Origin of the sequence: Streptomyces sp. N35 (genome assembly GCF_016464295.1) — a bacterium.
Taxonomy (GTDB): domain Bacteria; phylum Actinomycetota; class Actinomycetes; order Streptomycetales; family Streptomycetaceae; genus Streptomyces.
Map to the genome: position 1 here is coordinate 102,425 of NZ_JAEIMH010000010.1, position 24,494 is coordinate 126,918.

Genomic DNA, 24,494 nt, shown 5'->3' on the forward strand with positions numbered 1-24,494 from the left:
GACGGGGCGGCTACCAGCCCTTCACGGGCGGCTGGGGCCAGGGCGGCGGTTCGGGCACGGGCGCCGACGACAGGACCTGCGCCACCGAGGACAGGCTCTGCGCCGGGACACGGCCCGCGAGCCAGCCGAGGAGCAGCCGGGACGGGCCGGCCACGACCGGTCCGTGCGAGAAGATCTCCCACCGTACGCAGAGGTCGGTTGCCTCGACGGCCGTGACCGGGAAGTTCCGGGACCGCAGGGTGTGCAGCGTGTCGTCCAATGCCCATCGCACGTACGGGGCTGGCCACTTGTCGCTGTCATAGCCGATGCCCAGGTCCGTGTGATGGGTCTCCAGTTCGCGCAGACAGCGCAGCAGCGTGTAGCGGGCAGTGTGCTGCCAGCCGCCTCCCGACGTGACCTCGCGCTCCCAGTCCCGGGCGGTCAGCGACCGCGCCCGGGCGATGAACTCCTCGGCGCCCTCGCTCAGTTCGCGCACGAGGGCGGGCCCCGGCAACGCGGCCGTCTCCTCGACGGGGCGGCTGTACGCGGCGGTGGTCGGGTCGCAAGCCCCCGCATCCCGGTCGGAGCGCGCCGCACCGCTCAGGATGCGGATGTACGCACCGAGGGCCTGTGCCACATGCGCGACCCCGTAGGCCCGCGTCCATCCCGGGAGCGACGCCGGGGCTCGCAGCTCCTGCTCGCCGAGCGGACTCACGGCCGCGACGAATCGTTCGGCCGCGCCCTCCGCCAGATCGATCGCCTGCTCGGTGCTCAGCATCCCGGCCCCCGTCTTCCGTATCGCCTTTGCACGTTCGGCCGATCCGCTCTGCGCGATCAGCCCGTCAGTTCCGCACGCTCAACCGGTCAGTTCTGCGCGATCAGCCGATCAGCCCTGCACGTTCAACCGATCAGCGATCTTGTCATGGAGCCGCTCGGACACCTGGCAGTCCCACCGCCGTGCCGCTTCGGCGGCCAACTCCCGCGTCCAGGTCCAGCTGTTGCGGGCCGCGTCGCGCAGGGCTTCTTCCTCCAGCGGGGCCGTTGTCCTCGCGTAGCGGGCGATGTCCTCGGCCGGCAGGTCCTGTTCCAGGGCGCGGCTGGGGGTGAGCCAGTGGGTGGTGCTCTGCCGAAGGACACGCAGCAACTGGAGCTGCTGGGGCGCGATCATCGCGGTCAACAGGTTGTGCGCGCGGGCCAGTTCGCCGCGGGCGAGGATGTGGGCGAGGGCCAGGGTCCAGTTGGTGAGTTCGTCGATCCGCTGCTGCGCGGTGACCGCGGCCTCCGGTTCCCGGCGTTCGGCCAGGACGCGGGCGGCCTCGGTGAGGCGGCCGGTGCGGTCGAGCAGGACGGCCGCCTCGGGGCGCGGCAGGTGGACCAGGCCCGCCCAGCCGGGGACTTCGTCGATCCCGGTGCCGGCCGCTGTCAGATGGAACTCGCCGCGCATCAGGTCGTCGAAGACCACCGCGAGGATGCCGAACATGTTCGTGTACGCGAGTTCCAGCGGCGCGAGCCGGCCGAGGAAGGCTTCGCCGTCGAAGGTGTCGAGGTGTTCGTCGCGGACGTACAGATACGCCTCGATGTCCGAGTGCTCGTCCGCCTCGCCGAGGGTCCACGACCCGTAGAGCAGGACTCCTTCGAGGCGTTCGTCGGCCTCGGCGAGCTCGCGGAGACGGGCGATGCGCTCGTCGAGCGCCGCGTGCTGGGGCATCAGCGAGTGGTTCCTTACGCGAGGAAGTCGGATACGGCGGCGACGAACAGCTCCGGATCGTCGAGCCAGGGGAAGTGGGCGGCTCCGGGCTGCTCCACGTAGGCGGCGGCCGGGAAGAGGTCGGCGAAGGTCCGCACCGCGGCCGGCGGAGCGCCCGGGTCGACCTCGCCGGCGAGCAGCAGCACCGGTGCGTGCAGGGCGCTCAGTGCCGCACGGGTGGCGTCCGGCTGGAAAGCACCCTCGCCGCCGTAGACGGCCATCGCCTCCACGTTGCGCTGAGTGGCCTCGCGAGCGTGGTGCGCACGGGCCGTCTCGTCCCAACGCCCGTAATGGAACGGGGCGATGGCCTCCCAGTGCTCCGGCTCCGCCTTGCCCGCAGCGATGGCCTGGAAGGCCGCGTACGCCTCGGCGAACCACGGCTCGTCGCGGCGTCGCAGTACGCAAGCCCGGCGCTCATCGCCGCTGGGCGGCAGTCCCACGGCGAACATGCCCGGAGTGATGAGCAGCAGCCGCGCGATGCGCTCGGGGTGCCGCGCCGCGTACAGGCTCGCGAGGTTCGCCCCGCCCGAGTGGCCGAGAAGCTCGACCGTCTCCAGGCCCAGGTGCTCTCGTAGCGCCTCGACATCGTCGACGAGCCGGTCGCAGCGGTACGTGGCCGGGTCCTGCGGAACCGCCGAGTCGCCGGTGCCCCGCAGATCCAGGGTGATCAGCTGACGGTGCCGGGTGAGGCCGCCGAGGTCGCCCAGATAGGCGGAGGCCTGCATGCCGCCGGGCAGACAGATCAGCGGACGGCCGCTTCCCTGGGTGTGAAAGGCGAGCTTGCTGCCGTCGTACGCGGTGAAGGTGACAGTCATAGGCTCCGAGCCTCTCAACCTTGATCGGTGCGGGCAAACGGGTTTTCCGCACGGCGGTACGCACCCCCGCTCCGCGGGGAATGCTTCCCCTCGGACGGGGAACCCGCAGCTCACCCGGTCCGCGCCCCGGAGCGAGGTGCGATGCACACACCATCCGAACCACCCCACCTGACCATCACCGAACTCGCCTGGGGCGAGGACAGCGCCGTGCTGCGCGTGAGCGGCGAACTCGATCACTCCGGCGAGGACTTCTTCCTGCGCACCCTCGGTTCCGTGATCGAATCCGGGCGCCAGCATGTGGTACTCGATGTGACCGCGCTGGTGTTCTGCGACTCCCGGGGCCTCAACTGCCTGCTCGCGATCAGCTGGCTGCTGCAGCGCCGCCAGGGAGTCCTGCTGCTCGCGGGCGTCGGGCGCCGTCTCGCCCTGCTGCTCGCCGGCACGGGCAGCGCCGAGATGCTGCCGATGCACCCCTCGGTGGGCCGCGCGCTGGAAACACTGCCGCCGCGCCACCGTCCGCCCTGGCCCCCGCTGCGGCCGGGCGAGGAACACCAACTGGACGCCGGCTGACGGTCGTTCCGCAACGAACCCGGACAGCGAGTCGCTCAGAGCACCGGCAACAGCTCCGGCCGCTTGGCCACCCGGCCGTCTCCCGAGGACCTGCCGCGCAGCCGGCGGCCGAGCCACGGACCGAGGAAGCCGCCCGCCCAGCGCAGCTCCGCACCCCAGCCGCCCACCGGACCGACCGCGGGCGGCAGCGGCTGCGTCCACGCGTCACTGCTGCCGGGGAGCGCGAGTGCCTGGGCGAGCGACGCGGCGATCCGTTCATGGCCGAGCGGACTGGCGTGCAGCCGGTCCGCGCACCACAGCCGGGCGTCCGTGACGACCTCGTGCACGTTGGTCTCGGCGAGGCTCACGCCGTGCCGCCGGGCCGCTTCCCGAATGCCCGCGTTCAGCGCCACGACCCGGCCGCCCAAGGGCTTGGCCAGCGGGACGATCCGGGTGATGTCCGGATAGGTCACGGTCGCCACCCGGGCGCCCTGAGCGGTGAGTGCGGCGAACATCGCGTCGAGATGGCCGACCACCTCATCGGCGTCGAACTTCGGCCGCAGCAGATCGTTCACGCCGGCCACCACCGTCGCGACATCGGGCTTCAGCGCCAGCGCCGCATCGAGCTGCAGGGCACGGACCTGTCCGGCCAGACGTCCCCGTACGGCCAGATTGGCGTACAGGAACTCGGAGTTGAGTCCCGCGAGCTGCTCGGCGAGCCGGTCCGCGAAGCCCCGCAGTCCACCGGTGTCGTCACCGTCGCCCACCCCCTCGGTCTGACTGTCACCGAGCGCCACGTACCGCCCGTACACGAGGTCACCGTCACTCATGCCGCCCCCCCACTCCTGCGCGCCTCCAGAATTCCGGCGATGCGCTCGCACCACTCCAGATAGCCCTGCTCGAAGACCAGACCGCCGAGGCAGGTCAGATACGGGCCGATACGCTCGCCGCCCCGAAGGAACTCCTCCTCGCCGAGCCCCCTGCGGAACTTGAGCAGCAGCGATTCGAAGAGCTCGATCTTGGCCCGGGCGAACGTCGCCCGCTCGCGCAGCTGGGCTATCACGGGCGCCGTGTCCACGAGATCGCTCGACTGCACCTTGACCGCGAGGTCGTCGCGGAGCATCGACGGCTTCGCGGACGCTGCGGCAAAACGCTCCAGTTCGGCGAGACCGTCGTCGGTGACCTTGAACAGGCGCTTGTTGGGCCGGGATTCCTGCACCACTTCCCGGCCGGCCACGAGCCCGTCCGCCTCCAGCTTCGCGAGTTCGGCGTAGAGCTGCTGCGGCAGCGCGTGCCAGAAGTTGGCCACGCCCAGGTCGAAGGACTTGGCGAGCTGGTAGCCGCTCAGCTCCTCGTCGAGCAGCGCCGCGAGCACCGCATGGCGCAGAGCCATTTCGCTCCCTCTCCCTCTGTTGCAGTCAGCGCTCGCCATGATACTCAAGAATCTGACTATTCCTATACGTGATTATGCACGCGAGCATGGAGGACCCCATGACCCAGTCGACCCCGTTCCGCGCCGCCGTCGAGGCGGGCGATCTCGCCGCTCTGGAAGCGCTGTTCACCGAGGACGTCAGGCTGTACAGCCCGGTGAAGTTCCGGCCGTTCGAAGGCCGCGAGATGGTGCTCGGACTCTTCGGCGTGCTGCTGCGCACCTTCGAGGACTTCCACTACGTGGGCGAGCTCGAAGGCGCCGCCCGTACGAACTCCGACGACGAAACCGCCCCGGCCGAGGCCCTGTTGTTCCGTACGGTCGTCGACGGCAAGCAGGTGCACGGGATGGATCTGCTGCAGTTCGACGAGGACGGGAAGATCATGGAGTTCACGGTGATGGTGCGGCCGCAGTCGGCGGCGCAGGCCGTGCAGCAGGCGGTGTACGCGGGCCTGGTCGAGGCGGGTCTGGCGCCGGCGCCCGCGCAGGGTTGAACGGGTCCGGCCCCGCGCGTAATTGACTGAGGGCCGGGCGGCCACGACGCATAGGATCACGCGATGGATTCCAGCGTCATAGCGCGTGCCCGCCGGATCGACTGGCGCGCCCCCGTGCGCCGCCCGGCCCGCACCACCCTGCTGCTCACGCTGTTCTGCCTGCTCACCGCACTGGTCATCGCCGTTCCCGCGGTGCTGCCCAACGCCGGGCCGCGGCTGGGGAGCTTCGTCGAGACCTTCCGCCCGTGGCTCGGGCTCGCGGTCCTGCCGGTGCTGCTCTTCGCCCTGATCCGCCGCTCTCCCGCCGTGGCCGCGTCGGCCCTCGTACTGGTCCTGGTCTGGCTGGAGGTCTTCGCCGGGTGGTCAGGCGAGGACTCGTACGACATCGAAGTCGTGCAGCACAACGTGAGCGACACGCACGCCGATCCGGCCCGCCTCGCCCGTCATCTCCTCGACAGCCGGGCCGAGTTGATCGCCCTGGAGGAAGTCACACCGACCGCACGCGAGGCCTTCGTCGGCGTCCTGGACGACACCTATCCGCACCACGCCCACATCGGCACCGTCGACCTCTTCTCCCGCCACCCGCTGAGCGATGTGCGCCGGGTGGATCTGCGGCCGCCGGGGATCCCGGCGGGCTGGGAGCGGGGGCTGCGCGCGACGGCCCGGCTGCCGCAGGGCGAGACGGCCGTGTACGTCGCCCATCTGCCGTCCGTACGGTTCCGGGCCACCGGCTTCGGGACGGACCTGCGGGACGCGAGCGCCCGGCTGCTCGGCGAGGCGCTCGACAGCGAACCGCTGGAGCGCGTGCTGCTGCTCGGGGACCTCAACAGCACCACGGACGACCGCGGTCTCGATCCCGTGCTCGGGCGGCTCGACGCCCTCGACGAGCGGTTCGCGTTCAGCTGGCCGAGCTCCCTGCCCGTGGCCCGGATCGACCAGGTGCTCGCCAAGGGCGCGCGCGTGGTCGGCGTACGGACCCTGCCCGACACCGGGAGCGACCATCTGCCGATCGCGGCACGCATCAGATTCTGACGACCTACGACGCACGACGCACGACGCACGACGATCAGATGCCGAGTCCGCGGACGCGCATCGGACTCCGAGGGCGCGCATCGGACTCCGACGGCGCGCATCAGGTTGCGCGCCCTCGGATCACGCGTGCCGCAGCGGTGTCAGCTGCTCGATGTCGTAGCGCGCCCGCAGCTCGGCGATCGCCGTGTCGTCCACCGGTGCGCCCGAGCGCAGGAGTTCGAGGAGTTCCTCGAAGTAACGCTCGTGGTCGGGCGGTGGGGACGCCTGGAAGAACATCTTCGCCGGGGTGTCCGTGCGGTTGGCGAAGGCGTGCGGGCAGCCCGGCGGAACGACGATGACCGTGCCCGGCGTGGCCCGTACCGTGCCGGCGCCGCTGAGCGAGCGCCAGTCGCGCCAGTCGTCGGGCGTACGGACGAGGGGTTCGAAGGCCAGGATGTCCAGTTCGCCTTCCAGGACGTAGAACAGCTCCTCGCTGCGAGTGTGCCGATGCGCGCCCACATCGAACCCGGGCGGTACGACCACCTCGAAGCTGGACGCGACGCTGGAGTGCTCACCGGTGACCTTGAAGGTGACCTCGTGCGCCGGGACCTGCAGGGTGCGCCCCTGGCCGGCGGGAACGAGGAGACCGTCGCGTGGGATCGCCGCCGTCACCAGGTCACCGGCAATCCCTCGGGGCCGCGGATCAACGCGCCGGGGCGCCAGCGCAGTTCGTCCACGGGGACCGCGAGCGTCAGGTCCGGGAGACGGTCGAGCAGGGTGGAGACGAGCAGTTCGCACTCCAGGCGGGCGAGCATGCCGCCCACGCAGTAGTGCGGTCCGTGTCCGAAGGCCACGTGCGGGTTGGGTGAGCGCGTGAAGTCGATGGTGTCGGGGTCGGGGAAGACCTCGGGGTCCCGGTTCGCCGCCAGGTAGGAGACGTAGACCGCGTCGCCCGCCGCGATGTCCACACCGCTGACGGTGACGTCCTCCAGGGCGATACGGGACAGGCCCACGGAGTTGCGGTGCGGGATGTAGCGGAGCAGCTCGTCGATGGCGCCAGGGCGCAGGCCGGGGTCCGTGCGCAGCCGGTCCCACAGCTCGGGGCGGCTGAGCAGCAGATAGACCATGTTTCCGGTGTTGTTGGTGACTGCTTCGCCGCCGATCTGGATCAGGAGGGCGAGGCCCACGGCCTCGGACTCGCTGATCTCGTCGCGTGCGACGGCGGCGGCGAGCAGGCTGGTGACGTCCTCGCCGGCGGGCTGTGCGCGCAGTCGTTCGGCGAAGTACCCGCACATGGCGCGCTTGGCCTCTTCGCTGCGCTCCGCGCCCTCGGCGGAGGACAGGATGCGCACGGTCCACTCGTGCATCCGCGGCCGGTCCGCCTCGGGGACGCCCATCACCTCGCACACCACGGCCAGCGGGAACGGTGCGAGGACCCGCTCGGTGAGGTCCGCCGGCGGGCCCTCGTCGAGCAGCGGCTCGATCAGCTCGTCGAGCATCGCCTGGGCGCGGGCGCGCAGGCGCTCCACTCCCCTGCTGGTGAACGCCGGGGCGACAGTGCGGCGCAGCGTGGTGTGGTGCGGCGGGTCCTGGACCCCGACGGCCTCCTTGCTCGGGATGAAGTGCGGCGCGAGCCGGGTGACATCACGGTCCATGACGGCGGCGCGGCTGAACCGCGGGTCGTTGGTGACCGCCTTGACGTCCTGGTGCCGGGTGACCAGCCAGGCCCAGCCCGCACCGTGCGGGAGCCGGATCCGGGTGACCGGGCCCTCCTGCATCAACTCGGCGAGCACCGGGTCGAATTCGGTGCCGTTGAGCTCGGGCGCCGGCCACTCCCGTACGGGAGAGAGTCCGCCCTTGTCCGAGGCCGCCGGCAGCCCCGTGACCGTGGTCACCGCGACCACCTCCCCAGGGACATCTCGGCGGTGATGCCGGGGCCGAATCCGGCGAGCATTCCGGTGGCCGCCTCGTGGGCGCCGCCCTCGTCGAAGAGCCGGCGCAGCGCGTCCAGGACGACGGCGCTGGCGATGTTGCCGTACTCGGTGAGCGTGGCCCGGCTGAAGCGGAACGCTTCGGGGGCGACGCCGAGGAACTTGCTGAGGTCGTCGAGGATCCGCGGACCGCCGGCGTGGATGATGTAGAAGTCCAACTGCGCCGCGTCCCAGCCGTGTTGACCGGCGACCTCCTTGAGCGCGGGGGCAAGCGGCTCCATGGTGCCGGGTACGCGCTTGTCGAGCTGGAAGTGGAAGCCGGTGGCGCGGACCTGGTAGGAGATCCAGTCCTCGGTGTCGGGCACCAGGTAGGACGCGTTGCGCTCCAGGGTGATGCCGGTGCCTCCGGTGCCGCGGACGACGGCGGCCGCGATGCCGTCGCCGAAGAGTCCGTTGGAGAGCAGATTGCCGACGCCGAGATCGGCGGGCTGGTAGCACAGCGAGCAGAACTCGCAGGAGACGATCAGCGCATTGGCCTTCGGGTAGGCCGTGCAGAAGTCATGGGCCCGGTTGACGGCGGCACCGCCCGCGGCGCAGCCGAGCTGGGCGATGGGGATCTGGCGGGTGTCGCTGCGGAACCCCATGCGGTTGATCAGCCAGGCCGTCATCGACGGCATCATGAAGCCGGTGCAGGACACGTAGATGATCACGTCGATGTCCTGGGCGCGGATTTCGGCGTCCGCGAGCGCCCTGCGTATGACTTCCGGCACGCGCCGCTTGGCCTCGGCCTCGTAGACGGCGTTGCGGGCCTCGAAACCGGGGTGGCGCAGCGTCTCCTCGATCGGCTGGACGATATGCCGCTCCTTGACCCCGGTGTTCTCTATCAGGCGCAGTGCGAGATCGAGTTGGGGATGGTCGGCGTGCACTTCACGCGCCAGATCGAGAGTCTGCTCCATGGTGATCACGTGCTCGGGTACGGAGACCGCCGGTCTGCAGATCGTCGCCATGGGGGGCCCTTCTGTGTCGCCGAGGTGCGCGAGATGCGTGCACTCACCATGTCCCCCGGCCCCGGGTCGGCCCCCAGTTCAACTGGGCCGAACCGGTGACGCGCCCGGCCGCACATGGCTCTTGCCTTGTCCGCCCCTGCGGCCCACACTGCCGCCGTGCACCGGCCTGAGAGCGCCCCGCGTCCCGCCCCCGGCTCCCCCGACGTCGTGGTGATCGTCCTCGACGACCTCGGGTTCGCCCAACTGGGGAGCTACGGATCCGACATGGAGACCCCGCACATGGACCGCCTGGCCTCGGGCGGGCTGCGGTTCAACCGCTTCCATGTCACCGCGATGTGCTCCCCGACCCGGGCGAGCCTGTTGACGGGCCGCAATCACCATGCCGTGGGCATGGGCTTCCTCGTCGACCTGCCGATCGCGTATCCCGGCTACACGGCCCGGCTGCCGAAATCCGCGGCCCCGCTCCCCCGCGTCCTGCGCGACGCCGGGTACTCGACGCTGGCCGTCGGCAAATGGCATCTGACCCCGCGCTGGGAGCGCACGGCCTCGGGGCCCTTCGACCGCTGGCCACTGGGCTACGGCTTCGAGCGGTACTACGGCTTTCTGCAGGGCGACACGAACCACTGGGCGCCCCATCTGGTCCGCGACAACCACTACACCGAGCCGCCCGCGGGCCCCGACGAGGGCTACCACCTGAGCGAGGACCTGGCCGACAGCGCGATGCGGATGGTCCTCGACCAGCATCAGGCGACCCCCGACAAGCCGTTCTTCCTGTACTTCCCGCTCGGCGCGATGCATGCCCCGCACCATGTCGCGCCCGAGTGGATCGAGCGCTACCGCGGCCGTTTCGACCAGGGCTGGGAGCGCTGGCGCGAGGAGACCTTCGCCCGGCAGGTGGCAGCAGGTGTCGTCCCTGCGGGAACCACTCTGTCCGAGCGTCCGCCGTGGATCCCCGACTGGCGTGAACTCCCTTCGGACCAGCGGCGGCTGTTCTCCCGTATGCAGGAGGTGTACGCGGGGTTCCTCAGCCACACCGACGCGCAGATCGGCCGGCTCCTGGACTTCCTGGAGCGGATCGGGCGCCTGGACAACACCCTGGTGCTGCTGCTCTCCGACAACGGCGCGAGCGCGGAGGGCGGGCAGCTCGGCACCCCCAACGAGCACCGCTTCACGGCCCGTTCGGGCGACACCGTGGATGCCAATCTCGCCGCGTACGACGACTGGGGCGGCCCTGCCACGTATCCGCACTACGCGTGGGGCTGGGCCTGGGCGGGCAATACGCCGCTGCGGCTGTGGAAGCGCTACACCTGGCTGGGCGGCACCCGTGCGCCACTCATCGCGCACTGGCCGCGCCGGATCGCTGAACAGGGCGCGCTGCGGGGGCAGTTCGCGCATGCCGTGGACCTGATGCCGACGATTCTCGACGCGTGCGGGGTGGAGCGGCCCGGGCAGGTGGACGGAGTGGAGCAGGAGCCGTTCGACGGGCGGAGTCTGCTGGGCGTGTTCGACGATTCCGAGGCGCCCGCGCCGCGCGGCACGCAGTACTTCGAGATGCTGGGGTCCCGGTCGATCGTGCACGGCGGCTGGAAGGCCACGACCGACCATGTCTCGCACGGGGTGGCGGACGAGGAGCGGCTGCTGCCGGGCAGCCGGGACTTCGCGGCGGACCGCTGGTCCCTGTTCCGCTTCGCCGAGGACTTCGCCGAGGCGCACGACATGGCCGACGAACACCCGGAGGTTGTACGGGAGTTGGCGGCGCGCTGGGACGCGGAGGCGGCCGCGAACCAGGTGCTTCCGCTGGACGACCGGATGCAGGAGCGGCTGAGCGCGATGATCGGTCCTGCCTGGCCGCTGCCCGGCCGGGGGGTGTATCTGCCGGGCGGCTCGCCCGTGCACGACGAGGCGCTGCCGCTGCTCTTCGGCGGGTTCACGCTCAGCGCCGACGCCGAGGTGCCGACGGCCGGAGCGCGCGGGGTGCTATGCGCGCTCGGCGATCTGACCGGCGGTTTCGTCCTGTACGCCGATGACGCGGGGCGGCTCACCTTCGCCTGCTCTCGCGCCGGGGACCTGGACCGGGTGGCCGCGCCCGAGCCGCTCACGCCCGGCCGGCAGTCACTCGCCGTGCGCTTCGACGTCGCCACGGGCACGTATGCCCTCCTCGTGGACGAGAAGGAGGTGGCGAGCCGCGCGCTCGGCGGCCCGTTCCCGTTCACCTTCCAGCACGGCGGTACGGGGCTGTGCGTCGGGCGGGACCGGGGGCTGCCGGTGGAAGACGGCTATCGGCCGCCGTACCCCTGGACCGGGGTGCTGCATCAGGTGGTGATCGAGACGCCTCATGGACGGCGTGCCGCTCGGCGCGCACTCAAGGACGAGATCGAGGCGGCGATCCACGCGGACTGAGGCGGCATTCACCGCGTCCGGCGTCCCGCCCCCGCGCCCGTGGCCGCGGCGCCCGACGGAATGGCCGGAGTGTCATCCCCCCTCCGGCCCCGCAGCCGTATGCGCCGACCTCATCCGAGTCGCCTGTTCGGCCTACCGCGCATGCACCCGCCTGCCACCCCCACGACAGTGACAGGTGTGACCACAGCCACCGATTCCGCAGCTCCGGCGTCCGCGCCCCCGGTGCTCGACAACCGGACGAAGAACATCGTCTTCGTGACGATCATGCTGGGCGTACTGCTCGCCGCACTCGACCAGACCATCGTGGGCACCGCGCTGCCGACGATCGTCTCGGATCTCGGCGGCGGTGCGCACATGTCGTGGGTGGTCACGGCCTATCTGCTCGCGGAGACGGTCTCGACGGTTCTGGTCGGCAAGTTCGGCGACCTCTTCGGACGGAAGATCGTCTTCCAGGTGTCGGCGATCGTCTTCATCCTCGGCTCGTTCCTGTGCGGCCTCGCCGGGAACATGCTGATGCTGGTGCTCTTCCGCGGTATCCAGGGCATCGGCGCGGGCGGTCTGATGGTGACCGCGATGGCCCTGATCGCCGATGTGATCCCGCTGCGCGAACGCGGCAAGTACCAGGGCGCGATCGGCGCGGTCTTCGGCGTCTCGACGGTCATCGGGCCGCTGCTCGGCGGCCTGTTCACGGACCATCTGTCGTGGCGCTGGGCGTTCTACGTGAACGTGCCGATCGCCATCGCCGTGGTCGTCGCGGCCGCGCGCACCATTCCCAGCGTCCGCTCGGCCGCGAAACCGGCGATCGACTATCTCGGCATCGCCCTGGTCGCGGCCGGAGCGAGCGCCCTGATCCTGGCGACGAGCTGGGGCGGCAACGAGTACGCGTGGAGCTCGGGCATCATCATCGGCCTGTTCGTCGGCGGTGCGCTGGCGCTCGCGGCGTTCGCCGTGGTGGAGACCCGCGCGGCCGAACCGATGCTGCCCATGCGCCTGTTCAGCAATCCCGTCTTCACGGTCTGCTCGGTGCTCAGCTTCATCGTGGGCTTCGCGATGCTCGGCGCGATGACGTTCCTGCCGATCTATCTCCAGTACGTGGACGGGGACTCGGCCACCGTGTCGGGCGTCCGCACCCTGCCCATGGTCCTCGGCCTGCTGATCGCGTCGGTCTTCAGCGGCAACGTGGTCAGCAAATCCGGCCGGTACCGGATCTTCCCCATCGTCGGCTCGGCGGTGATGACGCTCGGCCTCTTCCTGATGTCGCGGATGTCCGCCGACACCAGCGCCTGGCTGGAGTCCCTGTACATGTTCGTGCTCGGCGTCGGCATCGGTCTGTGCATGCAGGTCCTGACCATCGCCGTGCAGAACACGGTCGAGTACGCGGATCTGGGCACCGCCACATCGGGCGTGACCTTCTTCCGTACGCTCGGCAGCGCCTTCGGCACGGCGGTGTTCGGCACGATCTACGCCAACACCCTGGAGCCCAACCTCGAGGAAGGCATCGCGGCCGCCGCACGGCTCGGCGCCGATCCGGCGCAGGCCGCGCAGGCAGCGGAGAGTCCACAGGGCCTGCACCGGCTGCCCGCCGAACAGGCCGCGCCGATCATCGAGGCGTACGCGGACACCGTGCAGACCGTGTTCCTGTGGACCGTGCCGGTCGCGGTGCTCAGCTTCCTCGTGGCCCTGTTCCTCAAGGAGGTCCGGCTGCGGGACTCCGCACGCTCCTCCTCCGCCGACATGGGCGAGGGCTTCTCCTCCCCCGCCGCCAACGCGGACTCCCAGCGGCTCCTCGAACTCGCCGTCGGCAAGGTCTTCAAGACCAAGGGCCTCTCGGACGCCCGCCAGGTGGTGGCCGCTTCGGACACCCGCCTTGACATGGCGGGTGCCTGGGCGGTCATGCAGGTGTCGCTGCTGCACCGGATGGTCGGCCACGCGAGCCTGGGTCTGGTCGGCCGGACCAAGCACGTGCCACCGGAGGTGCTGCTGCCGGTGTTCGACCGCATGGTCGACGAGGGATTCGTGACCCGCGACGGCAGCCTCCTCTCGCTCACCGCCGCCCGGGGGCGAGGGGCGGGGGCCATCGGCAAGGCCTGGTCGGGCTGGTTGGGCGGGCAAGGCGAAGCCGGCAACGGGCGCCCCCCGGGCCCCGAACTGCGCACGGCCGTCGACACGATCGCCAAGCGGATGCTGGCAGAGGATCTGCAGCAGAGCCTGCTGGAGCAGGAGCCGGCAGGGGTGCGCTAGGCACTGCCCGGGGAGTGAAGGCTCCGGCGGGGTGTACGGCCTAGCGGGGGGCGGCGCCCCCCCCAACTCACCGGGCTCGGGGCCGCTGGGGGGGGGTCGGCGATTGCGGACAGACGTACAGCTGCATGGTGTCGGCGCTGCCGACCTGGATCGCGGTCGGCTGCTCGGGGCTCCGGCCGACGGCGCTGCCCGCGGACTCGGCGGCTTGGTCCTCGTATGGGATCCAGCTGCCCGACTCGCCGTCCCATTCGAAGGTGGCGATGGCCAGTTGGGGAACCATCCGTGCCTCGCAGACCGTGCAGAAACGGGGAATCGAGTCGGTGCGGCCCCACGGGGGCCAGCCGCCGACCTTCCAGCCGGGCGCGTCGGCCAGCTCGGCGTCGTAGAACTCCTTCGGATCATCCGCGTACGAACTGTCCACAGCGTCGCCGGCCGCCTGCCATCTGCTCCAGTCCTCGACCTGTTGCCTCAACTCCGGGCTCAGATCGAAGGTGCTGGGGTACTCCGTGATCTGCTCCGGTGCCAGCAGACACGGCTCCGGAACGTAGTCGCCTCGCCAGTCCGCCTCATACGGCTCTGGCGGCGCGGCGAGGACTTCACCGACCTCCGCAGCGCGCCGCCAGAACAGCGCGGTCGATGGCTTGGCATCCGGTTCATGGTCGTAAGGGCACCACAACACCTGGAGCAGGTCAGCCTGTCCGGGCGGCCGCAACAGCGGGACATCACGCACGTACAGCTGAGCCACGGGAAGCATCGGTACCGGGCACTCCGCGGGCGGAGGACCCGCGTCGAGCCGTTCCCTGAGCACCGCGTCGTTGCGCTCCTTGATCGCCGATTCCTCCGGTGTGAACTCCGGGCCATCGGGATCACGGTGCAGCCGCTCCAGCCTGCGCCTTTCGAGCCGGACTGCCGCCGGATACGTGCGGGAGCCGCTGTCCCAGTGCCCGGTGCTCTCACAGTGCGGCCACGGCTCATCCGCGGGCCACAGCAGCGGCCCTCCGACCGAGCTGTCCCGTACCGACGGCGTCCCGGCACGCGGGTGCAGCCGTATCGCGGTCCGCGCCAGCGGAGCGAGCTCCGGAAAGACCGCGGCGACATCCAACGGCCGTGGTGGAGTGGTGCGTACGAAAACCATGTCGCCGATCTTGCCACCCGCCACTGACAGTTCCCCAGGGCTCGGGCGACGCCGCCTTCCGCTCGCGGCTGCCCGTCGGGAGAGCAGGCCCTAGCCGTCGAGGCGCTTCTCGAACCAATGGTGCGCGTAGTACTCGTCGTTGAACGCCGGGACCTCCTCGTAACCGGCCGACCGGTAGAGCGCGATCGCTTCACGGAGCTCCCCGTTGGTCTCCAGACGCACCGACCGTGCACCGGATCGCACCGCGTACGCCTCGAGTTCGGCCAGCAGCCGGCGTCCGAGGCCGAGGCCGCGGGCGGACTTCGCCACCCACATGCGTTTGATGTACGGCGGCTCGTCCCCGCCGAGGTGGATGCCGCCGCAGCCGACCGGCTCCCCGTGCAGGCGCGCCACCACGAACACCCCGTGCGGCGGCCCCAGGACACCGGCATCCGGCACCGCGCTGAGCGCGGCGTCGAAGCCCTCCTCGAAACGTCCGCGCAGCTCGTCGAAGTACGCCCGCAGGCAGGCCACGGAGTCCGGATGCGCCGGATCCAGCTCCTCCACGCTCACCGTCCCCGCGGTGAGCAGCCGGTCGACCTCGGCCATGGCGGCGGTGAGCCGGGTGCGCTGCCGCTCGTTGAGCGAGGTGAGGATCAACTCGGCCAGTTCGTCGCTGCGTTCGTCGAGTACGGCCCGTTCCTTCCGCCCGGCCGCCGTGAGCCGCACAGTGCGCACCCGCCGGTCGCGCTTCTGCGGCTCCACGGTCACCAGTCCGTCCCGCTCGAGGGACCGAAGCAGCCGGCTCACGTATCCGGAGTCGAGCCCGAGCCGGTCCCGCAGCCGTCGCACGTCCCGCCCCTCGACTCCGATCTCCCACAGCAGCCGGGCCTCACCGACGGGACGGTCCGTACCGAGGAAGTGGTCGTGCAGCACTCCGATGCGTTCGCCGACGGTGCGGTTGAAGCGCCGGACTTGGGCGATTGACTCAGCATCCATTCTCTGACTCTAGTCAGAGACTCTTGCGGAACGCAGCCCAATTGCGGGAATCGGAGGCACACTTGGCCGAGTGGATCGAGCAGATCGAGTGGATCGAGTGGATCGAGTGGATCCTCCATCGGATCGGGGTGGGGAATGGGACGACGACTGCTTTGCGCCACCACGGTGTTCCTGGTCCTGGCGCTCACCTCGTGCGGCGAGAGCCCGGACGACCTCACGGTCGAGGGTTCGCCGCCGGAGTCGCCGTACGACGGGCCGCTGGACCTGCCGGTCAAGGAGGTCCCGGACGAGGACGCGGACGACGCGTACACCCCCGTCGAGTCACTCGGGTCCGCGGGCCGCGCCCTGGAGTGCGACTGGGAGGTCATGAGCGGCGGCAGAGGCGACCGGTGGAGCAAGTCCGACGGCGGCAGCACACCCGAGGACGGACTCCGCCTCTACTTCGAGATCTACCAGCCCGGCCTCCCCACGTCCGGCTATCGGATCGAGCACAAGGAGAAGGGACGCGTCCTCTTCTCGTACGACGTGCAGGGCCGCACCAAGGTCGCGGTGATCGTCGCCAAGGACCAGCCGAGGCGGCCCGGTTGGGGCCCTGACACCTCGGCACACTGCGATGTCGCCGAACTCCCGGAGAACTTCACCGACGACCTGGCCGACGACATCTGGCACGACCTCGACGGACGGCGCGTACCGACAGCGATCATCACCAGCAGCGAGGGCTCCGGCCACTGCGACTGGCAGCGGGCGCACTTCCTGGAGATGGGTTCGGGCGTGAAACGTGTCCTGTACGCCCGCGACCCGCACACCATCCTTCCGGACACCATGCTGACCTCCCCGTACGAGAAGGACGTCGAGCTGCCCGCAGACGCGAAGGACAGCGGCTACCGCCTGGACGACTGGCAGTTGTGGCGTACCGGCAGCAAGTCCGCCGTGTACGTGCGCACTACGGACGGCGTGGAGAAGTGGCCGGCGGTGCGCAAGGGAATGGCGTGCGCGTGACCGCGCGGCGTCACCTGAGCGCGCCCCGCGGTGCCAGCCGCACGAACGGCAGCTCCCGCCCTGCCGCGCGGTAGTCGGCGAGGGTGCCGTCCACCGTGAAACCCATGAACTTCACCAGCTTGCGGGCCGCGCGAGGGTGGCGTGCCGCGTAGCCGGCCATGAAGGCGCCTCCTTCCTCGGCGTTCAGGGGCTCGGCCGTGACGGGCAGCCGCCGGGCGCCCACCTGGATGGTGACCTCGGGGTGGGCGAGCAGGTTGCGGTACCACTGTGCGTTCGGCCCGAATCCGGAGCAGACGATGTACGAGCCGCTGGAGCGCTCGTGCTCGACCACCTCGATCACCACCTGCCGCGGCTGTCCCGACACGCGGCCGATGTGGTTGAGCAACAGCAGACGGCTGGGCACCAGGGCGCCAAGTCCCATGCGGTAGAGGCGGATCGGGGCACGGAAGGCCGCGCGGCGCAGCCCGGTCGGCGGTGTGGGACGTCGGCTGATCTCCATGATGGCCGGACCCTACGCCCGCCAGGCGACGGGCAGCGCCTCGGGGCCGCGGATCAGGGCGTTGCGGCGCCAGGTGACTTCCTCCTGCGCGACCGCCAGGTGGAGTCCGGGCAGGCGGTCGAGGACCGCGTTCATCAGGAGGTCGATCTGGAGGCGGGCCAGCAGCCCGCCGGTGCAGTAGTGGGTGCCGAAACCGAAGGAGATGTGGGGGTTGGGGCTGCGGTCGAAGTCGATCTCCTCGGGGGCGGGGAAGACGTCGGGGTCGCGGTTGGCGGCGAGGTAGGAGACGTAGACGGGCTCGCCGGCCCGGATGCGGTGGCCGCGCAGGTCGAGGTCCTCGGTGGCGATCCGGGCGAGGCCGACCGCGCTGCGGTGCGGGATGTAGCGCAGGAGTTCATCGAGGGCCTGGGGACGCAGGGACGGGTCGGCCGCGAGACGGGCGAGCAGTGCCGGGCGGGTCATCAGCAGGTACAGCATCTGGCCGGTGTTGTTGGTGACGGCCTCTCCGCCAATCTGCAGCGGCCCGGCCACACCGGCGGCCTCCTCGGCGGTGAGTTCACCGCGGGCCACGGCCGCGCCGAGCAGGGACAGGATGTCCTCACCTTCGGAGTCCTGGCGCATACGGATCGCCTCGGCGAGCCAGGCGTAGAGCTGCTCCTTGACCTGGCCGGTGGCGCGCGGGTCGGCGGACGGGAACACGATCCGGTCGGTCCACTGAGTGAGTTGGGCCCGGTCCGCCGGCGGGACTCCCATCGCCTCGCACACCACCGCGACCGGGAACGGTGCGAGCACCCGTGCCACGAGGTCGGCGGGCGGGCCCTCGTCGACGAGCGCGTCCATCAGGCCGTCGAGCATCGGCTGCGCCTTGACCCGTACGCGCTCGACGCCCGCAGCCGTGAACGCGGGGGCCACGATGCGCCGCAGCCGGTGGTGGTCGGCGCCGTCCGCGAAGGCGAGCGATCCGGGCTTGGGCTTGAAGTGCGGGGCGAGCCGCGTGATCTGACGCTCGGTCACGGGCCCGCGGACGAACCGCGCGTCGTTGGTGACCATCCGCACGTCCTCGTACCGGGTCACGAGCCACGCCCAGCCTTCACCGTGCGGCAGCTTGATGCGGTGCACAGGACCGGCGTCCATGAGTTCACCGAGGACCGGGTCGAAGTCCATGCCGTCGAGGTGCTGCGCGGGCCAGTCGCGTACCGGGGGTGCTGCGGGGGCGTCGTCGATCATGGCGGGTTCCGTCCGTTCATCCGTGGTCCCCTCACGCTCCCGCGCGCCCGGGGTGCGGCTCGCGCTGAGTTACGCCGGATGGGCCCGCAGTACATCCCCGGGCATCGGAAGACGAGGCCGCCCACCGGAAGACGACCCCCTGCCGTACATGCCGTACATGCCATTGCGGCTATATAACCGAAGAGGTATTTTCGAGAGATGCCCATACCGTTCGATGTGCTCGCAGAACCCCAGCGCCGACGCATCCTGGACCTGCTCCTGGAGCGCCCCCGCCTGGTCGGCGAGCTGACCGCCGAGCTCGGCCTGAGCCAGCCCGGCACCTCCAAGCACCTGCGGGTGCTCCGCGAGGCCGGTCTGGTGCGCGTACGGCAGGACGCGCAGCGCCGCTGGTACGAGCTGCGCCCCGAGCCGCTCGCCGAACTCGACGCATGGCTCGCTCACTACCGGCACCTGTGGTCGGCGAGCTTCGACCGCCTCGAACGCCATCTCGACCAGCTGAAGGACGATCCGTCATGAACCCCGAAGCCGACACCCTCACCACCGCCGACGGCCGCAACGCCCTGGTGATGCGGCGCAGGCTCGCCCATCCCCCGGCTGCGGTCTGGGCGGCCGTCACCGAACCGAAGCAGCTGGCGCAGTGGTTCCCGTCCGAGGTCTCCGTCGAGCTGAAGCCCGGCGGCACGGTGGGATTCCACTTCCCCGGCGAGGACGGCCCCGGGATGACGGGCCGGGTCACCGACGCCGACGAGCCGCACGTGTTCGCGTTCACCTGGGGCGAGGACCATCTGCGCTGGGAGATCACACCCGAGGGCGAGGGTTCGCTGCTCACGCTCACCCATACCTTCGGCGACCGCTTCGGCGGCGCGAGCTTCGCCTCCGGCTGGCATCTCTGCCTCACCGCGCTCGGCCAGGTCCTCGACGGAGTGCCCGTGGACATCGAGCCGGACCGGGGCGAGCTGCACGAGGCGTATCTGGAGCAGTTCGATCTGGGCCGCGGGGAGATCGACGGCACGACGGTCCGCTTCGAGCGTCAGCTGCTGCGGCCCGCGGACGACGTCTGGTCCGAGCTCGCCGGCGGGGCTCCGGTGCCGGAAGGGTCCGCCGTTCCGCGGGGCTTCACGGCGCCCGCGTACGAACAAGGTCAGGTGACCGAAGTACGGGAGCCGGAGGTGCTCGCCTACCGGACGCCGTCGGGTGAGCTGGTCCGCTGGAAGTTCGGCGCGGGCACCGGCCACGGGGCTCGGCTGACCCTCACCGTGGACGGGTCCGGGGATCCGCGGCGCGCTCGGGACGCCTGGCATGAGCGGATCGAGCGGCTCGCGGCGCGGATGCTGGACATCGCCGCTTCCTGACCGGAGTCCGCCTGGTTCAGCGCGACCGTGCGTAGCGGCCCGGGGTCGTCCCCACCACGCGTTTGAAGTGACGTGTGAGATGGGGCTGATCGTAGAAGCCGGCTGCCGCGGCGGTCTCGCCCGGAGGGTGGCCGGCGAGGAGCAGCCGGCGCGCGTGGTCGATGCGGCGGGACATCAGGTACTGGTGCGGGGCGATGCCGAACGCGCCGCTGAACGCCCGTATGAGATGGGTGGAATGGACGCCGAACTGTCGCGCCGCTTCGTCCAGGGCGATGCCCTGGACATGTCGTGCGTCGAGGAGTTCGCGCAGCCGGTGGGCGAGGGTGCGGTCGGCGGGACGGGGGGCGGGGAGCAGGTGGGGGCGCAGATGGCCGCGGAGCCGCTCACCGATCAGGGCGAGCCGGCTCGCGGCTTCCAGTTCGTCGCCGGGGCGGCCGAGTGCGATGTGCAACTGGCCGATGCGGCGGCGCAGCACGGGGTCGCGCAGATCAGGGCTGTCCACCGCGGCGCCGATCAGCGAGCGGTCCAGGTGGGACTCGTCCAGGTAGAGGACGCGTTTGCGAAAGCCCTGCGGGGTGGCGGCGGAGCCGTTGTGCGGCACGTCCGGGGGCAGCAGCGAGACGGTGTCACTGGGGATGCCGTGCTCGTGCCGGTCCAGGTCGTAGCGGACCGCGCCCTCGTCGACGATCAGCAGGGCCCAGGCGTCGTGCACATGCATCGGATACGCGTGCTCGGTGAAGCGTGCGTGGAAGACCTCGACCACGCCCTCGACCTGGGGGCGCCATGCGGTGATGTGCTGTCCGGACGCCGCGTCAAGGGGCAGGTGCGAGAGTCCCGCCGGCGGCGGCGCCGAGGGCTGCGGTCCGGTCGCCATGCAAGGAACGTACAAGACCGGACAGCGGGCCGTTCGGCAGTCTCATGGCATGGACAACGACACCACCGCACCCGTGCGTTTCGACACGAAGATCGCCGTCCTGCTGCGGGAGGACCTGGAGACCTGGCAGCGGCTGAATGTGACCGCGTTCCTGGTGAGCGGGCTCGGCAGCGAGGCCGGCGAGGTGATCGGCGAACCGTACGAGGACGGCGACTCAACCCCGTATCTGCCCATGTTCCGTCAGCCGGTCATGGTCTTCGAGGGCGGCAAGGAGACGATGACCGCCGCACACGGCAAGGCGCTCGCCCGGGGCCTGAAGGTCGCGGTGTTCACCTCGGATCTGTTCGCTACCGGCAACGACCGCGACAATCGCGCCGCCGTGCGCGCCGTGCCACGTGACCAACTCGATCTGGTGGGGATCGCGGTGTACGGCCCGCGCAACGCGGTGGACAAGGCCCTCAAGGGTGCTCAGATGCACCCCTGAGGGCGGGCCCGTCAGTCCTGGCTGCGCCATTCGGCCACGAGGTGGGGGCGGCCGTCGGCTCCGGTGACGGTGTGCCAGCGGGCCCCCGGCTTGCCGCAGCCGCGGCGGACGGGTACCGACCGGACGACGCTCTGCTCCAGCGGCGCGTCGGCGAGACGGGCGATGACGCGGGCCAGGGCACGCCGCCAAGCGCGGGGAGCGAGCAGGGAGTTGAGGCGTACGGGGTGGTGGAAGACAGCTGCCATGACGGCACCTCCGTGGTACGTGCGGCTCGCGGCCGGGCGCACATGGAGGTGCTGGTGCTCAGGGGAGCTGCTCGGCCGGGAGCGGGGTGTGGGTGACATGGGTGAGTCGATGCCGACTCGGACTGCTGGAGTCCATGACCGCCCCCTTTCTTCGGGCTCGACGACATCCCTATACTTGCATATCCACGCAATAAAGCGCAAAGCGCGCGGCCGGGCCTACGTGGCCGAGGTGCACAGCTCGCAGCGGTCGCGCCCGTCCCAGCGCTGCCAGCCGAACTCGGCCGGGGCGAGCGCCTTGCCGTCCAACTCGCCGCGGACCGCCACCCGGTAGTCCCAGACGGAACCGATGTAGGAGTGGTACGCGTCGTGGTACGCGGCCGAGTCCGGTTCGGCTCCCTCGCCCACCGTCCGCTGCAGTCGGCGCAGTTGCTCGAACATGGCCTGTCCCGCACCGGCCACTCGGGTGCTCGCGTCGATGAAGAGCCGTTCGCGCGCCTCGTAGATCCCTGAAGCGGTGAGCGCTCCGCGCGACTCCTCCGCACGCTCCTCCCGCGCGGTGCTCTGCAGAGCGCGCAGCCGCGAGTGGCAGGTCTCGGCGGCGGCGATGAAGTCCAGGTAGATGGCCCGGCGCCGCTCCCCCAACCCCCGGTCCTGCTCGTGCCGGTGACGCAGATGGTCGGCCAGTACGGTGCCGGCCATGGCCAGCGAGCCGCCGCTGACGGCGGCGATGAGCGTGCCCCAGTCCACGTGTCCCCCGATCGCGTACCCCGGATCCGCCGGTGATCCAGGGGGCGAATCTACCGCCAGTCGGAGCAGCCCGGGCGGGGAGTGTGCGGGTCGGGGAAGCGACGCGGACATAGATGAGCGGTGATCACGCCGACCACGGCTGATCGCGTCCGTCCCCGCGCTGCCCCTGGAGCTCTGATGCGACTCCCCCGGATCGTCACCGTCCTCACCACCTCACTCGCTCTGTCCTTGTCCCTCGCCGCGCCCGCCGCCGCATCGGTCCTGGAGCCGGCCCCCGGCACCTGGTCCTCGTCCTCGCCCTCGTCCTCAGCCGGTGGACAGCTGGACCCCATCGCCGATGCCAAGCAGCTCGCGACGTCCGGCCTCTCCGGTGCCAACGACTGGGCCTGCAAACCCTCCGCCGCGCACCCGCGGCCGCTGATCCTCGCGCACGGCACGCTCGCGAACGGTCACGTGTGGGCCAAGACGGCCCCGCAGTACAAGGCGGCCGGCTACTGCGTCTTCTCCCTCGACTACGGCAAGGGCGGCGGCCTCCTCCAGCTCATCGGCGGCGGCACCGCGCCCGTCGCCAAGTCCGCGAAGCAGCTCGCGGTGTTCGTGGACGGAGTCCTCGCCGCCACCGGGGCCCGGCAGGTGGACATCGTGGGCCACTCGCAGGGCGGGATGATGCCGCGCCAGTACATGAAGTTCGAGGGCGGTCAGCAGAAGGTGCACACCCTGGTCGGCCTCGGACCGTCCAACCACGGTTCGCAGTCGCCGGTCGTCGAGGGCCTCCTCAGGGACCAGCCGTGGCTGGCGGCGCTGCTCCATCTCATCGGCGGTGTGGTCTCCGATGTGACCTGCCCGGCGTGCGGTGACCAGATCGCCGGGTCGCCCTTCCTGCAGAAGCTGAACGCCGGCGGGGACACGCTGCCTGGCGTCAAGTACACGGTGATCGCCTCACGCTACGACACGGGCGTCACCCCGTACAACGGCCAGTTCCTGAAGGGGCCGGGCGTCTCCAACATCCTGATGCAGAACGTCTGCCCCTGGAACTTCGCGTCGCACAGCGACCTCGACGAGGACCCCCTCGCCCTGCGGCTCGCACTCAACGCGCTGGATCCGGAGCACGCGGTGAAGCCCGGCTGCTGACGGGAGCGGGGCACGCGGCGCGGGCTGCGCGGCGTGCCCCGTGCGCCCGATATGCTGCGGGTTTGCCCGCCGCGGCGGCGGGTGCACGAACCCCGCGACCCTCAGGAGACGCACCGGTGACCCTTGCCATTCCTGCCCCCGAAGTGCCCGCCCAGACGGTCGAGGCCGCGCCCGTACCCGAGACGATCGCGCAGGACGCCCGGGAGTTCGGTGCCTATGCGCGGACCGGCGGCTGGACCTTCGCCCTGAAGGTGGCGCGCAGCGTGCGCCCCGGCGGGCAGAGTGCCGAGGACAGCGACAAGGTGTCGGCGAAGCGTTTCGCCGAGCTCGCGGGGTGCTCGCCGGAGCGGGTGATGCGGTTCTACAAGGCGTGGGACGTCGCCGCCGACGACGGTCTGGTCCCGCAGTTCGAGACGCTCCAGCCGGGCGTGGACGTGGAACTCCCGGAAGCGGATGTGTGGTTGAGCTACTACAGCTCCCGCTCCAGCGCCTCGTCCGTACGCGGCACCGCGATCACCGCGGCCGCCGAGGCGGAGGGCATCCGTCCGACCAAGGCCCTCGAGGTCGCCGAGAACCCGACCGCGCTGCGGGCCGCGATCCTCGCCGACCCGAGTACCGCGCAGGCCGCCCGCTCGGCGCTGCTCGACCGGATCGAGGAGGACGAGGCGCTGCGCAGCGCCCTGGCCCGTGATGTGGCCGCGCGCGAGGAGCTGAAGAAGGCGGTCGCCGGGGAGACCAAGGTGTCCGACCGGATCGAGTTCGTCCGCCAGGTCGCCGAGGGCGGTCAGGTCAAGACGCCCGCGGGTCAGGTCATCGAGGCCCCGGCCGAGCTCCGCCAGGAGGCCGAGCGCCATCTGTCGCTGCTCGACGAGCTGGACGAGGGCGACGAGGCCGGAGAGTGGGCGGCCGAGGCGTACGGCACGGTGAAGACGCTGATCCAGGAGACCGTCGAGGCGGACCCGGAGCTGCGGGTCGCCGAGCGGCGCACGAAGTTCTACTCCAGCCTCAGCAAGGCGACGAAGGTCTTCGAGGAGCTGACCTTCGACGACGCCGACGCCGGTGAGTTCTACGAGGACGACATGGTGCAGCGGCTCGAGGAGCTGCAGGGTGCCCTGTCGGCGTGCATCGAGGCGCTGCGCAAGGCGGCTCCGACGGGCTGAGGCCCGGCCGGATCGTGACCCCCGGACCCAGCAAGGGTGGGGGGGGTGCGGGGGGCGGCG

26 protein-coding genes are annotated in these 24,494 nt (G+C 70.9%); 11 read left to right on the forward strand and 15 right to left on the reverse strand.

From position 1 onward, the window contains the following. Nucleotides 1-10 precede the first annotated feature (10 nt). From JAO81_RS08370 to JAO81_RS08380, 3 genes are all read right to left on the reverse strand, one after another. On the reverse strand, nucleotides 11-757 hold the full coding sequence (locus JAO81_RS08370) for a maleylpyruvate isomerase family mycothiol-dependent enzyme (protein WP_199547150.1): 747 nt from the start codon (nucleotides 755-757) through the stop codon (nucleotides 11-13). Nucleotides 758-865: 108 nt separating this feature from the next. Beyond that, complete coding sequence (locus JAO81_RS08375) at nucleotides 866-1,687, reverse strand: aminoglycoside 6-adenylyltransferase (RefSeq protein ID WP_199547151.1); 822 nt, start codon at nucleotides 1,685-1,687, stop codon at nucleotides 866-868. A 14-nt stretch (nucleotides 1,688-1,701) separates the two neighbouring features. Then, a complete protein-coding gene (locus JAO81_RS08380) occupies nucleotides 1,702-2,541 on the reverse strand; it encodes an alpha/beta fold hydrolase (protein WP_199547152.1) in 840 nt (279 codons plus the stop codon). 141 nt (nucleotides 2,542-2,682) lie between these two features. Here JAO81_RS08380 and JAO81_RS08385 point away from each other — a divergent pair, with 141 nt between their 5' ends. Further along, entirely contained in the window at nucleotides 2,683-3,111 is a 429-nt protein-coding gene (locus JAO81_RS08385; RefSeq protein WP_199547153.1) for an STAS domain-containing protein, read from the forward strand. A 35-nt stretch (nucleotides 3,112-3,146) separates the two neighbouring features. Here the strand turns inward: JAO81_RS08385 and JAO81_RS08390 are convergent, their stop codons facing one another. Both JAO81_RS08390 and JAO81_RS08395 read right to left on the reverse strand, forming a co-directional pair. Further along, nucleotides 3,147-3,920: an SGNH/GDSL hydrolase family protein gene (locus JAO81_RS08390; protein ID WP_199547154.1), complete on the reverse strand. Its 774-nt coding sequence runs from the start codon at nucleotides 3,918-3,920 to the stop codon at nucleotides 3,147-3,149. Next, entirely contained in the window at nucleotides 3,917-4,483 is a 567-nt protein-coding gene (locus JAO81_RS08395; RefSeq protein ID WP_199547155.1) for a PadR family transcriptional regulator, read from the reverse strand. The genes JAO81_RS08390 and JAO81_RS08395 overlap by 4 nt, the downstream gene beginning before the upstream one ends. A 98-nt stretch (nucleotides 4,484-4,581) precedes the next feature. On the opposite strand from JAO81_RS08395, the gene JAO81_RS08400 reads away from it, so the two are divergent. Both JAO81_RS08400 and JAO81_RS08405 read left to right on the forward strand, forming a co-directional pair. Further along, entirely contained in the window at nucleotides 4,582-5,013 is a 432-nt protein-coding gene (locus tag JAO81_RS08400) for a nuclear transport factor 2 family protein (RefSeq protein ID WP_199547156.1), read from the forward strand. A gap of 63 nt (nucleotides 5,014-5,076) precedes the next feature. Further along, a complete protein-coding gene (locus tag JAO81_RS08405) occupies nucleotides 5,077-6,045 on the forward strand; it encodes an endonuclease/exonuclease/phosphatase family protein (protein WP_199547157.1) in 969 nt (322 codons plus the stop codon). 120 nt (nucleotides 6,046-6,165) lie between these two features. Here the strand turns inward: JAO81_RS08405 and JAO81_RS08410 are convergent, their stop codons facing one another. From JAO81_RS08410 to JAO81_RS08420, 3 genes are read right to left on the reverse strand one after another with little or no spacing between them, the layout of a single operon-like run. Further along, a complete protein-coding gene (locus tag JAO81_RS08410; RefSeq protein WP_233415096.1) occupies nucleotides 6,166-6,699 on the reverse strand; it encodes a cupin domain-containing protein in 534 nt (177 codons plus the stop codon). After that, nucleotides 6,693-7,928 (reverse strand): cytochrome P450, encoded by a 1,236-nt coding sequence (locus tag JAO81_RS08415; protein WP_374194271.1) that lies wholly within the window; start codon nucleotides 7,926-7,928, stop codon nucleotides 6,693-6,695. Before JAO81_RS08415 ends, JAO81_RS08410 begins: the two co-directional genes overlap by 7 nt. Continuing rightward, on the reverse strand, nucleotides 7,916-8,962 hold the full coding sequence (locus tag JAO81_RS08420; protein ID WP_199547158.1) for a type III polyketide synthase: 1,047 nt from the start codon (nucleotides 8,960-8,962) through the stop codon (nucleotides 7,916-7,918). The genes JAO81_RS08415 and JAO81_RS08420 overlap by 13 nt, the downstream gene beginning before the upstream one ends. A gap of 156 nt (nucleotides 8,963-9,118) precedes the next feature. On the opposite strand from JAO81_RS08420, the gene JAO81_RS08425 reads away from it, so the two are divergent. Both JAO81_RS08425 and JAO81_RS08430 read left to right on the forward strand, forming a co-directional pair. Then, nucleotides 9,119-11,362, forward strand: a complete 2,244-nt coding sequence (locus tag JAO81_RS08425; RefSeq protein ID WP_307813242.1) for an arylsulfatase — start codon at nucleotides 9,119-9,121, stop codon at nucleotides 11,360-11,362. A 177-nt stretch (nucleotides 11,363-11,539) separates the two neighbouring features. Further along, nucleotides 11,540-13,603: an MDR family MFS transporter gene (locus JAO81_RS08430; protein WP_199547160.1), complete on the forward strand. Its 2,064-nt coding sequence runs from the start codon at nucleotides 11,540-11,542 to the stop codon at nucleotides 13,601-13,603. Nucleotides 13,604-13,670: 67 nt separating this feature from the next. Here the strand turns inward: JAO81_RS08430 and JAO81_RS08435 are convergent, their stop codons facing one another. After that, entirely contained in the window at nucleotides 13,671-14,738 is a 1,068-nt protein-coding gene (locus JAO81_RS08435) for a hypothetical protein (RefSeq protein ID WP_199547161.1), read from the reverse strand. A gap of 90 nt (nucleotides 14,739-14,828) precedes the next feature. Continuing rightward, on the reverse strand, nucleotides 14,829-15,716 hold the full coding sequence (locus JAO81_RS08440) for a helix-turn-helix domain-containing GNAT family N-acetyltransferase (protein ID WP_199547162.1): 888 nt from the start codon (nucleotides 15,714-15,716) through the stop codon (nucleotides 14,829-14,831). Nucleotides 15,717-15,851: 135 nt separating this feature from the next. Between JAO81_RS08440 and JAO81_RS08445 the strand changes: the two genes are divergently transcribed. After that, nucleotides 15,852-16,715 (forward strand): hypothetical protein, encoded by an 864-nt coding sequence (locus JAO81_RS08445; RefSeq protein ID WP_199547163.1) that lies wholly within the window; start codon nucleotides 15,852-15,854, stop codon nucleotides 16,713-16,715. A gap of 10 nt (nucleotides 16,716-16,725) precedes the next feature. On the opposite strand, the gene JAO81_RS08450 is transcribed toward JAO81_RS08445, so the two are convergent. Both JAO81_RS08450 and JAO81_RS08455 read right to left on the reverse strand, forming a co-directional pair. Beyond that, a complete protein-coding gene (locus JAO81_RS08450; protein ID WP_199547164.1) occupies nucleotides 16,726-17,214 on the reverse strand; it encodes a nitroreductase family deazaflavin-dependent oxidoreductase in 489 nt (162 codons plus the stop codon). 12 nt (nucleotides 17,215-17,226) lie between these two features. Next, nucleotides 17,227-18,441, reverse strand: coding sequence for a cytochrome P450 (locus tag JAO81_RS08455; RefSeq protein ID WP_199547165.1), 1,215 nt, complete (start codon nucleotides 18,439-18,441; stop codon nucleotides 17,227-17,229). A 198-nt stretch (nucleotides 18,442-18,639) separates the two neighbouring features. Here JAO81_RS08455 and JAO81_RS08460 point away from each other — a divergent pair, with 198 nt between their 5' ends. Together JAO81_RS08460 and JAO81_RS08465 are read left to right on the forward strand one after the other, a co-directional pair. Next, nucleotides 18,640-18,957 (forward strand): helix-turn-helix transcriptional regulator, encoded by a 318-nt coding sequence (locus JAO81_RS08460; protein WP_199547166.1) that lies wholly within the window; start codon nucleotides 18,640-18,642, stop codon nucleotides 18,955-18,957. Continuing rightward, nucleotides 18,954-19,793: an SRPBCC family protein gene (locus JAO81_RS08465; RefSeq protein ID WP_199547167.1), complete on the forward strand. Its 840-nt coding sequence runs from the start codon at nucleotides 18,954-18,956 to the stop codon at nucleotides 19,791-19,793. The genes JAO81_RS08460 and JAO81_RS08465 overlap by 4 nt, the downstream gene beginning before the upstream one ends. Nucleotides 19,794-19,809: 16 nt before the next feature. On the opposite strand, the gene JAO81_RS08470 is transcribed toward JAO81_RS08465, so the two are convergent. Continuing rightward, nucleotides 19,810-20,667, reverse strand: coding sequence for an AraC family transcriptional regulator (locus JAO81_RS08470; protein WP_199547168.1), 858 nt, complete (start codon nucleotides 20,665-20,667; stop codon nucleotides 19,810-19,812). Nucleotides 20,668-20,716: 49 nt separating this feature from the next. On the opposite strand from JAO81_RS08470, the gene JAO81_RS08475 reads away from it, so the two are divergent. Next, a complete protein-coding gene (locus JAO81_RS08475; RefSeq protein ID WP_233415081.1) occupies nucleotides 20,717-21,151 on the forward strand; it encodes a DUF2000 domain-containing protein in 435 nt (144 codons plus the stop codon). Nucleotides 21,152-21,162: 11 nt separating this feature from the next. Here JAO81_RS08475 and JAO81_RS08480 read toward each other — a convergent pair whose 3' ends face one another. After that, on the reverse strand, nucleotides 21,163-21,396 hold the full coding sequence (locus tag JAO81_RS08480) for a hypothetical protein (RefSeq protein WP_199547170.1): 234 nt from the start codon (nucleotides 21,394-21,396) through the stop codon (nucleotides 21,163-21,165). A gap of 216 nt (nucleotides 21,397-21,612) precedes the next feature. Further along, on the reverse strand, nucleotides 21,613-22,143 hold the full coding sequence (locus JAO81_RS08485) for a CchlQ (protein ID WP_199547171.1): 531 nt from the start codon (nucleotides 22,141-22,143) through the stop codon (nucleotides 21,613-21,615). A gap of 177 nt (nucleotides 22,144-22,320) precedes the next feature. Here JAO81_RS08485 and JAO81_RS08490 point away from each other — a divergent pair, with 177 nt between their 5' ends. Beyond that, entirely contained in the window at nucleotides 22,321-23,274 is a 954-nt protein-coding gene (locus JAO81_RS08490) for a triacylglycerol lipase (protein ID WP_199547172.1), read from the forward strand. Between the two features lie 116 nt (nucleotides 23,275-23,390). After that, nucleotides 23,391-24,434, forward strand: a complete 1,044-nt coding sequence (locus JAO81_RS08495; RefSeq protein WP_199547173.1) for a hypothetical protein — start codon at nucleotides 23,391-23,393, stop codon at nucleotides 24,432-24,434. Nucleotides 24,435-24,494 lie beyond the last annotated feature (60 nt).

Coding starts and splice junctions, on each gene's coding strand:
- JAO81_RS08405 (WP_199547157.1), top strand. CDS start 5,077: ATGGATTCCAGCGTCATAGCGCGTGCCCGCCGGATCGACTGGCGCGCC.
- JAO81_RS08470 (WP_199547168.1), bottom strand. CDS start 20,667: ATGGCGACCGGACCGCAGCCCTCGGCGCCGCCGCCGGCGGGACTCTCG.
- JAO81_RS08380 (WP_199547152.1), bottom strand. CDS start 2,541: ATGACTGTCACCTTCACCGCGTACGACGGCAGCAAGCTCGCCTTTCAC.
- JAO81_RS08480 (WP_199547170.1), bottom strand. CDS start 21,396: ATGGCAGCTGTCTTCCACCACCCCGTACGCCTCAACTCCCTGCTCGCT.
- JAO81_RS08445 (WP_199547163.1), top strand. CDS start 15,852: ATGGGACGACGACTGCTTTGCGCCACCACGGTGTTCCTGGTCCTGGCG.
- JAO81_RS08395 (WP_199547155.1), bottom strand. CDS start 4,483: ATGGCTCTGCGCCATGCGGTGCTCGCGGCGCTGCTCGACGAGGAGCTG.
- JAO81_RS08440 (WP_199547162.1), bottom strand. CDS start 15,716: ATGGATGCTGAGTCAATCGCCCAAGTCCGGCGCTTCAACCGCACCGTC.
- JAO81_RS08460 (WP_199547166.1), top strand. CDS start 18,640: ATGCCCATACCGTTCGATGTGCTCGCAGAACCCCAGCGCCGACGCATC.
- JAO81_RS08455 (WP_199547165.1), bottom strand. CDS start 18,441: ATGATCGACGACGCCCCCGCAGCACCCCCGGTACGCGACTGGCCCGCG.
- JAO81_RS08385 (WP_199547153.1), top strand. CDS start 2,683: ATGCACACACCATCCGAACCACCCCACCTGACCATCACCGAACTCGCC.
- JAO81_RS08390 (WP_199547154.1), bottom strand. CDS start 3,920: ATGAGTGACGGTGACCTCGTGTACGGGCGGTACGTGGCGCTCGGTGAC.
- JAO81_RS08475 (WP_233415081.1), top strand. CDS start 20,717: ATGGACAACGACACCACCGCACCCGTGCGTTTCGACACGAAGATCGCC.
- JAO81_RS08375 (WP_199547151.1), bottom strand. CDS start 1,687: ATGCCCCAGCACGCGGCGCTCGACGAGCGCATCGCCCGTCTCCGCGAG.
- JAO81_RS08490 (WP_199547172.1), top strand. CDS start 22,321: ATGCGACTCCCCCGGATCGTCACCGTCCTCACCACCTCACTCGCTCTG.
- JAO81_RS08435 (WP_199547161.1), bottom strand. CDS start 14,738: ATGGTTTTCGTACGCACCACTCCACCACGGCCGTTGGATGTCGCCGCG.
- JAO81_RS08420 (WP_199547158.1), bottom strand. CDS start 8,962: ATGGCGACGATCTGCAGACCGGCGGTCTCCGTACCCGAGCACGTGATC.
- JAO81_RS08450 (WP_199547164.1), bottom strand. CDS start 17,214: ATGGAGATCAGCCGACGTCCCACACCGCCGACCGGGCTGCGCCGCGCG.
- JAO81_RS08465 (WP_199547167.1), top strand. CDS start 18,954: ATGAACCCCGAAGCCGACACCCTCACCACCGCCGACGGCCGCAACGCC.
- JAO81_RS08370 (WP_199547150.1), bottom strand. CDS start 757: ATGCTGAGCACCGAGCAGGCGATCGATCTGGCGGAGGGCGCGGCCGAA.
- JAO81_RS08400 (WP_199547156.1), top strand. CDS start 4,582: ATGACCCAGTCGACCCCGTTCCGCGCCGCCGTCGAGGCGGGCGATCTC.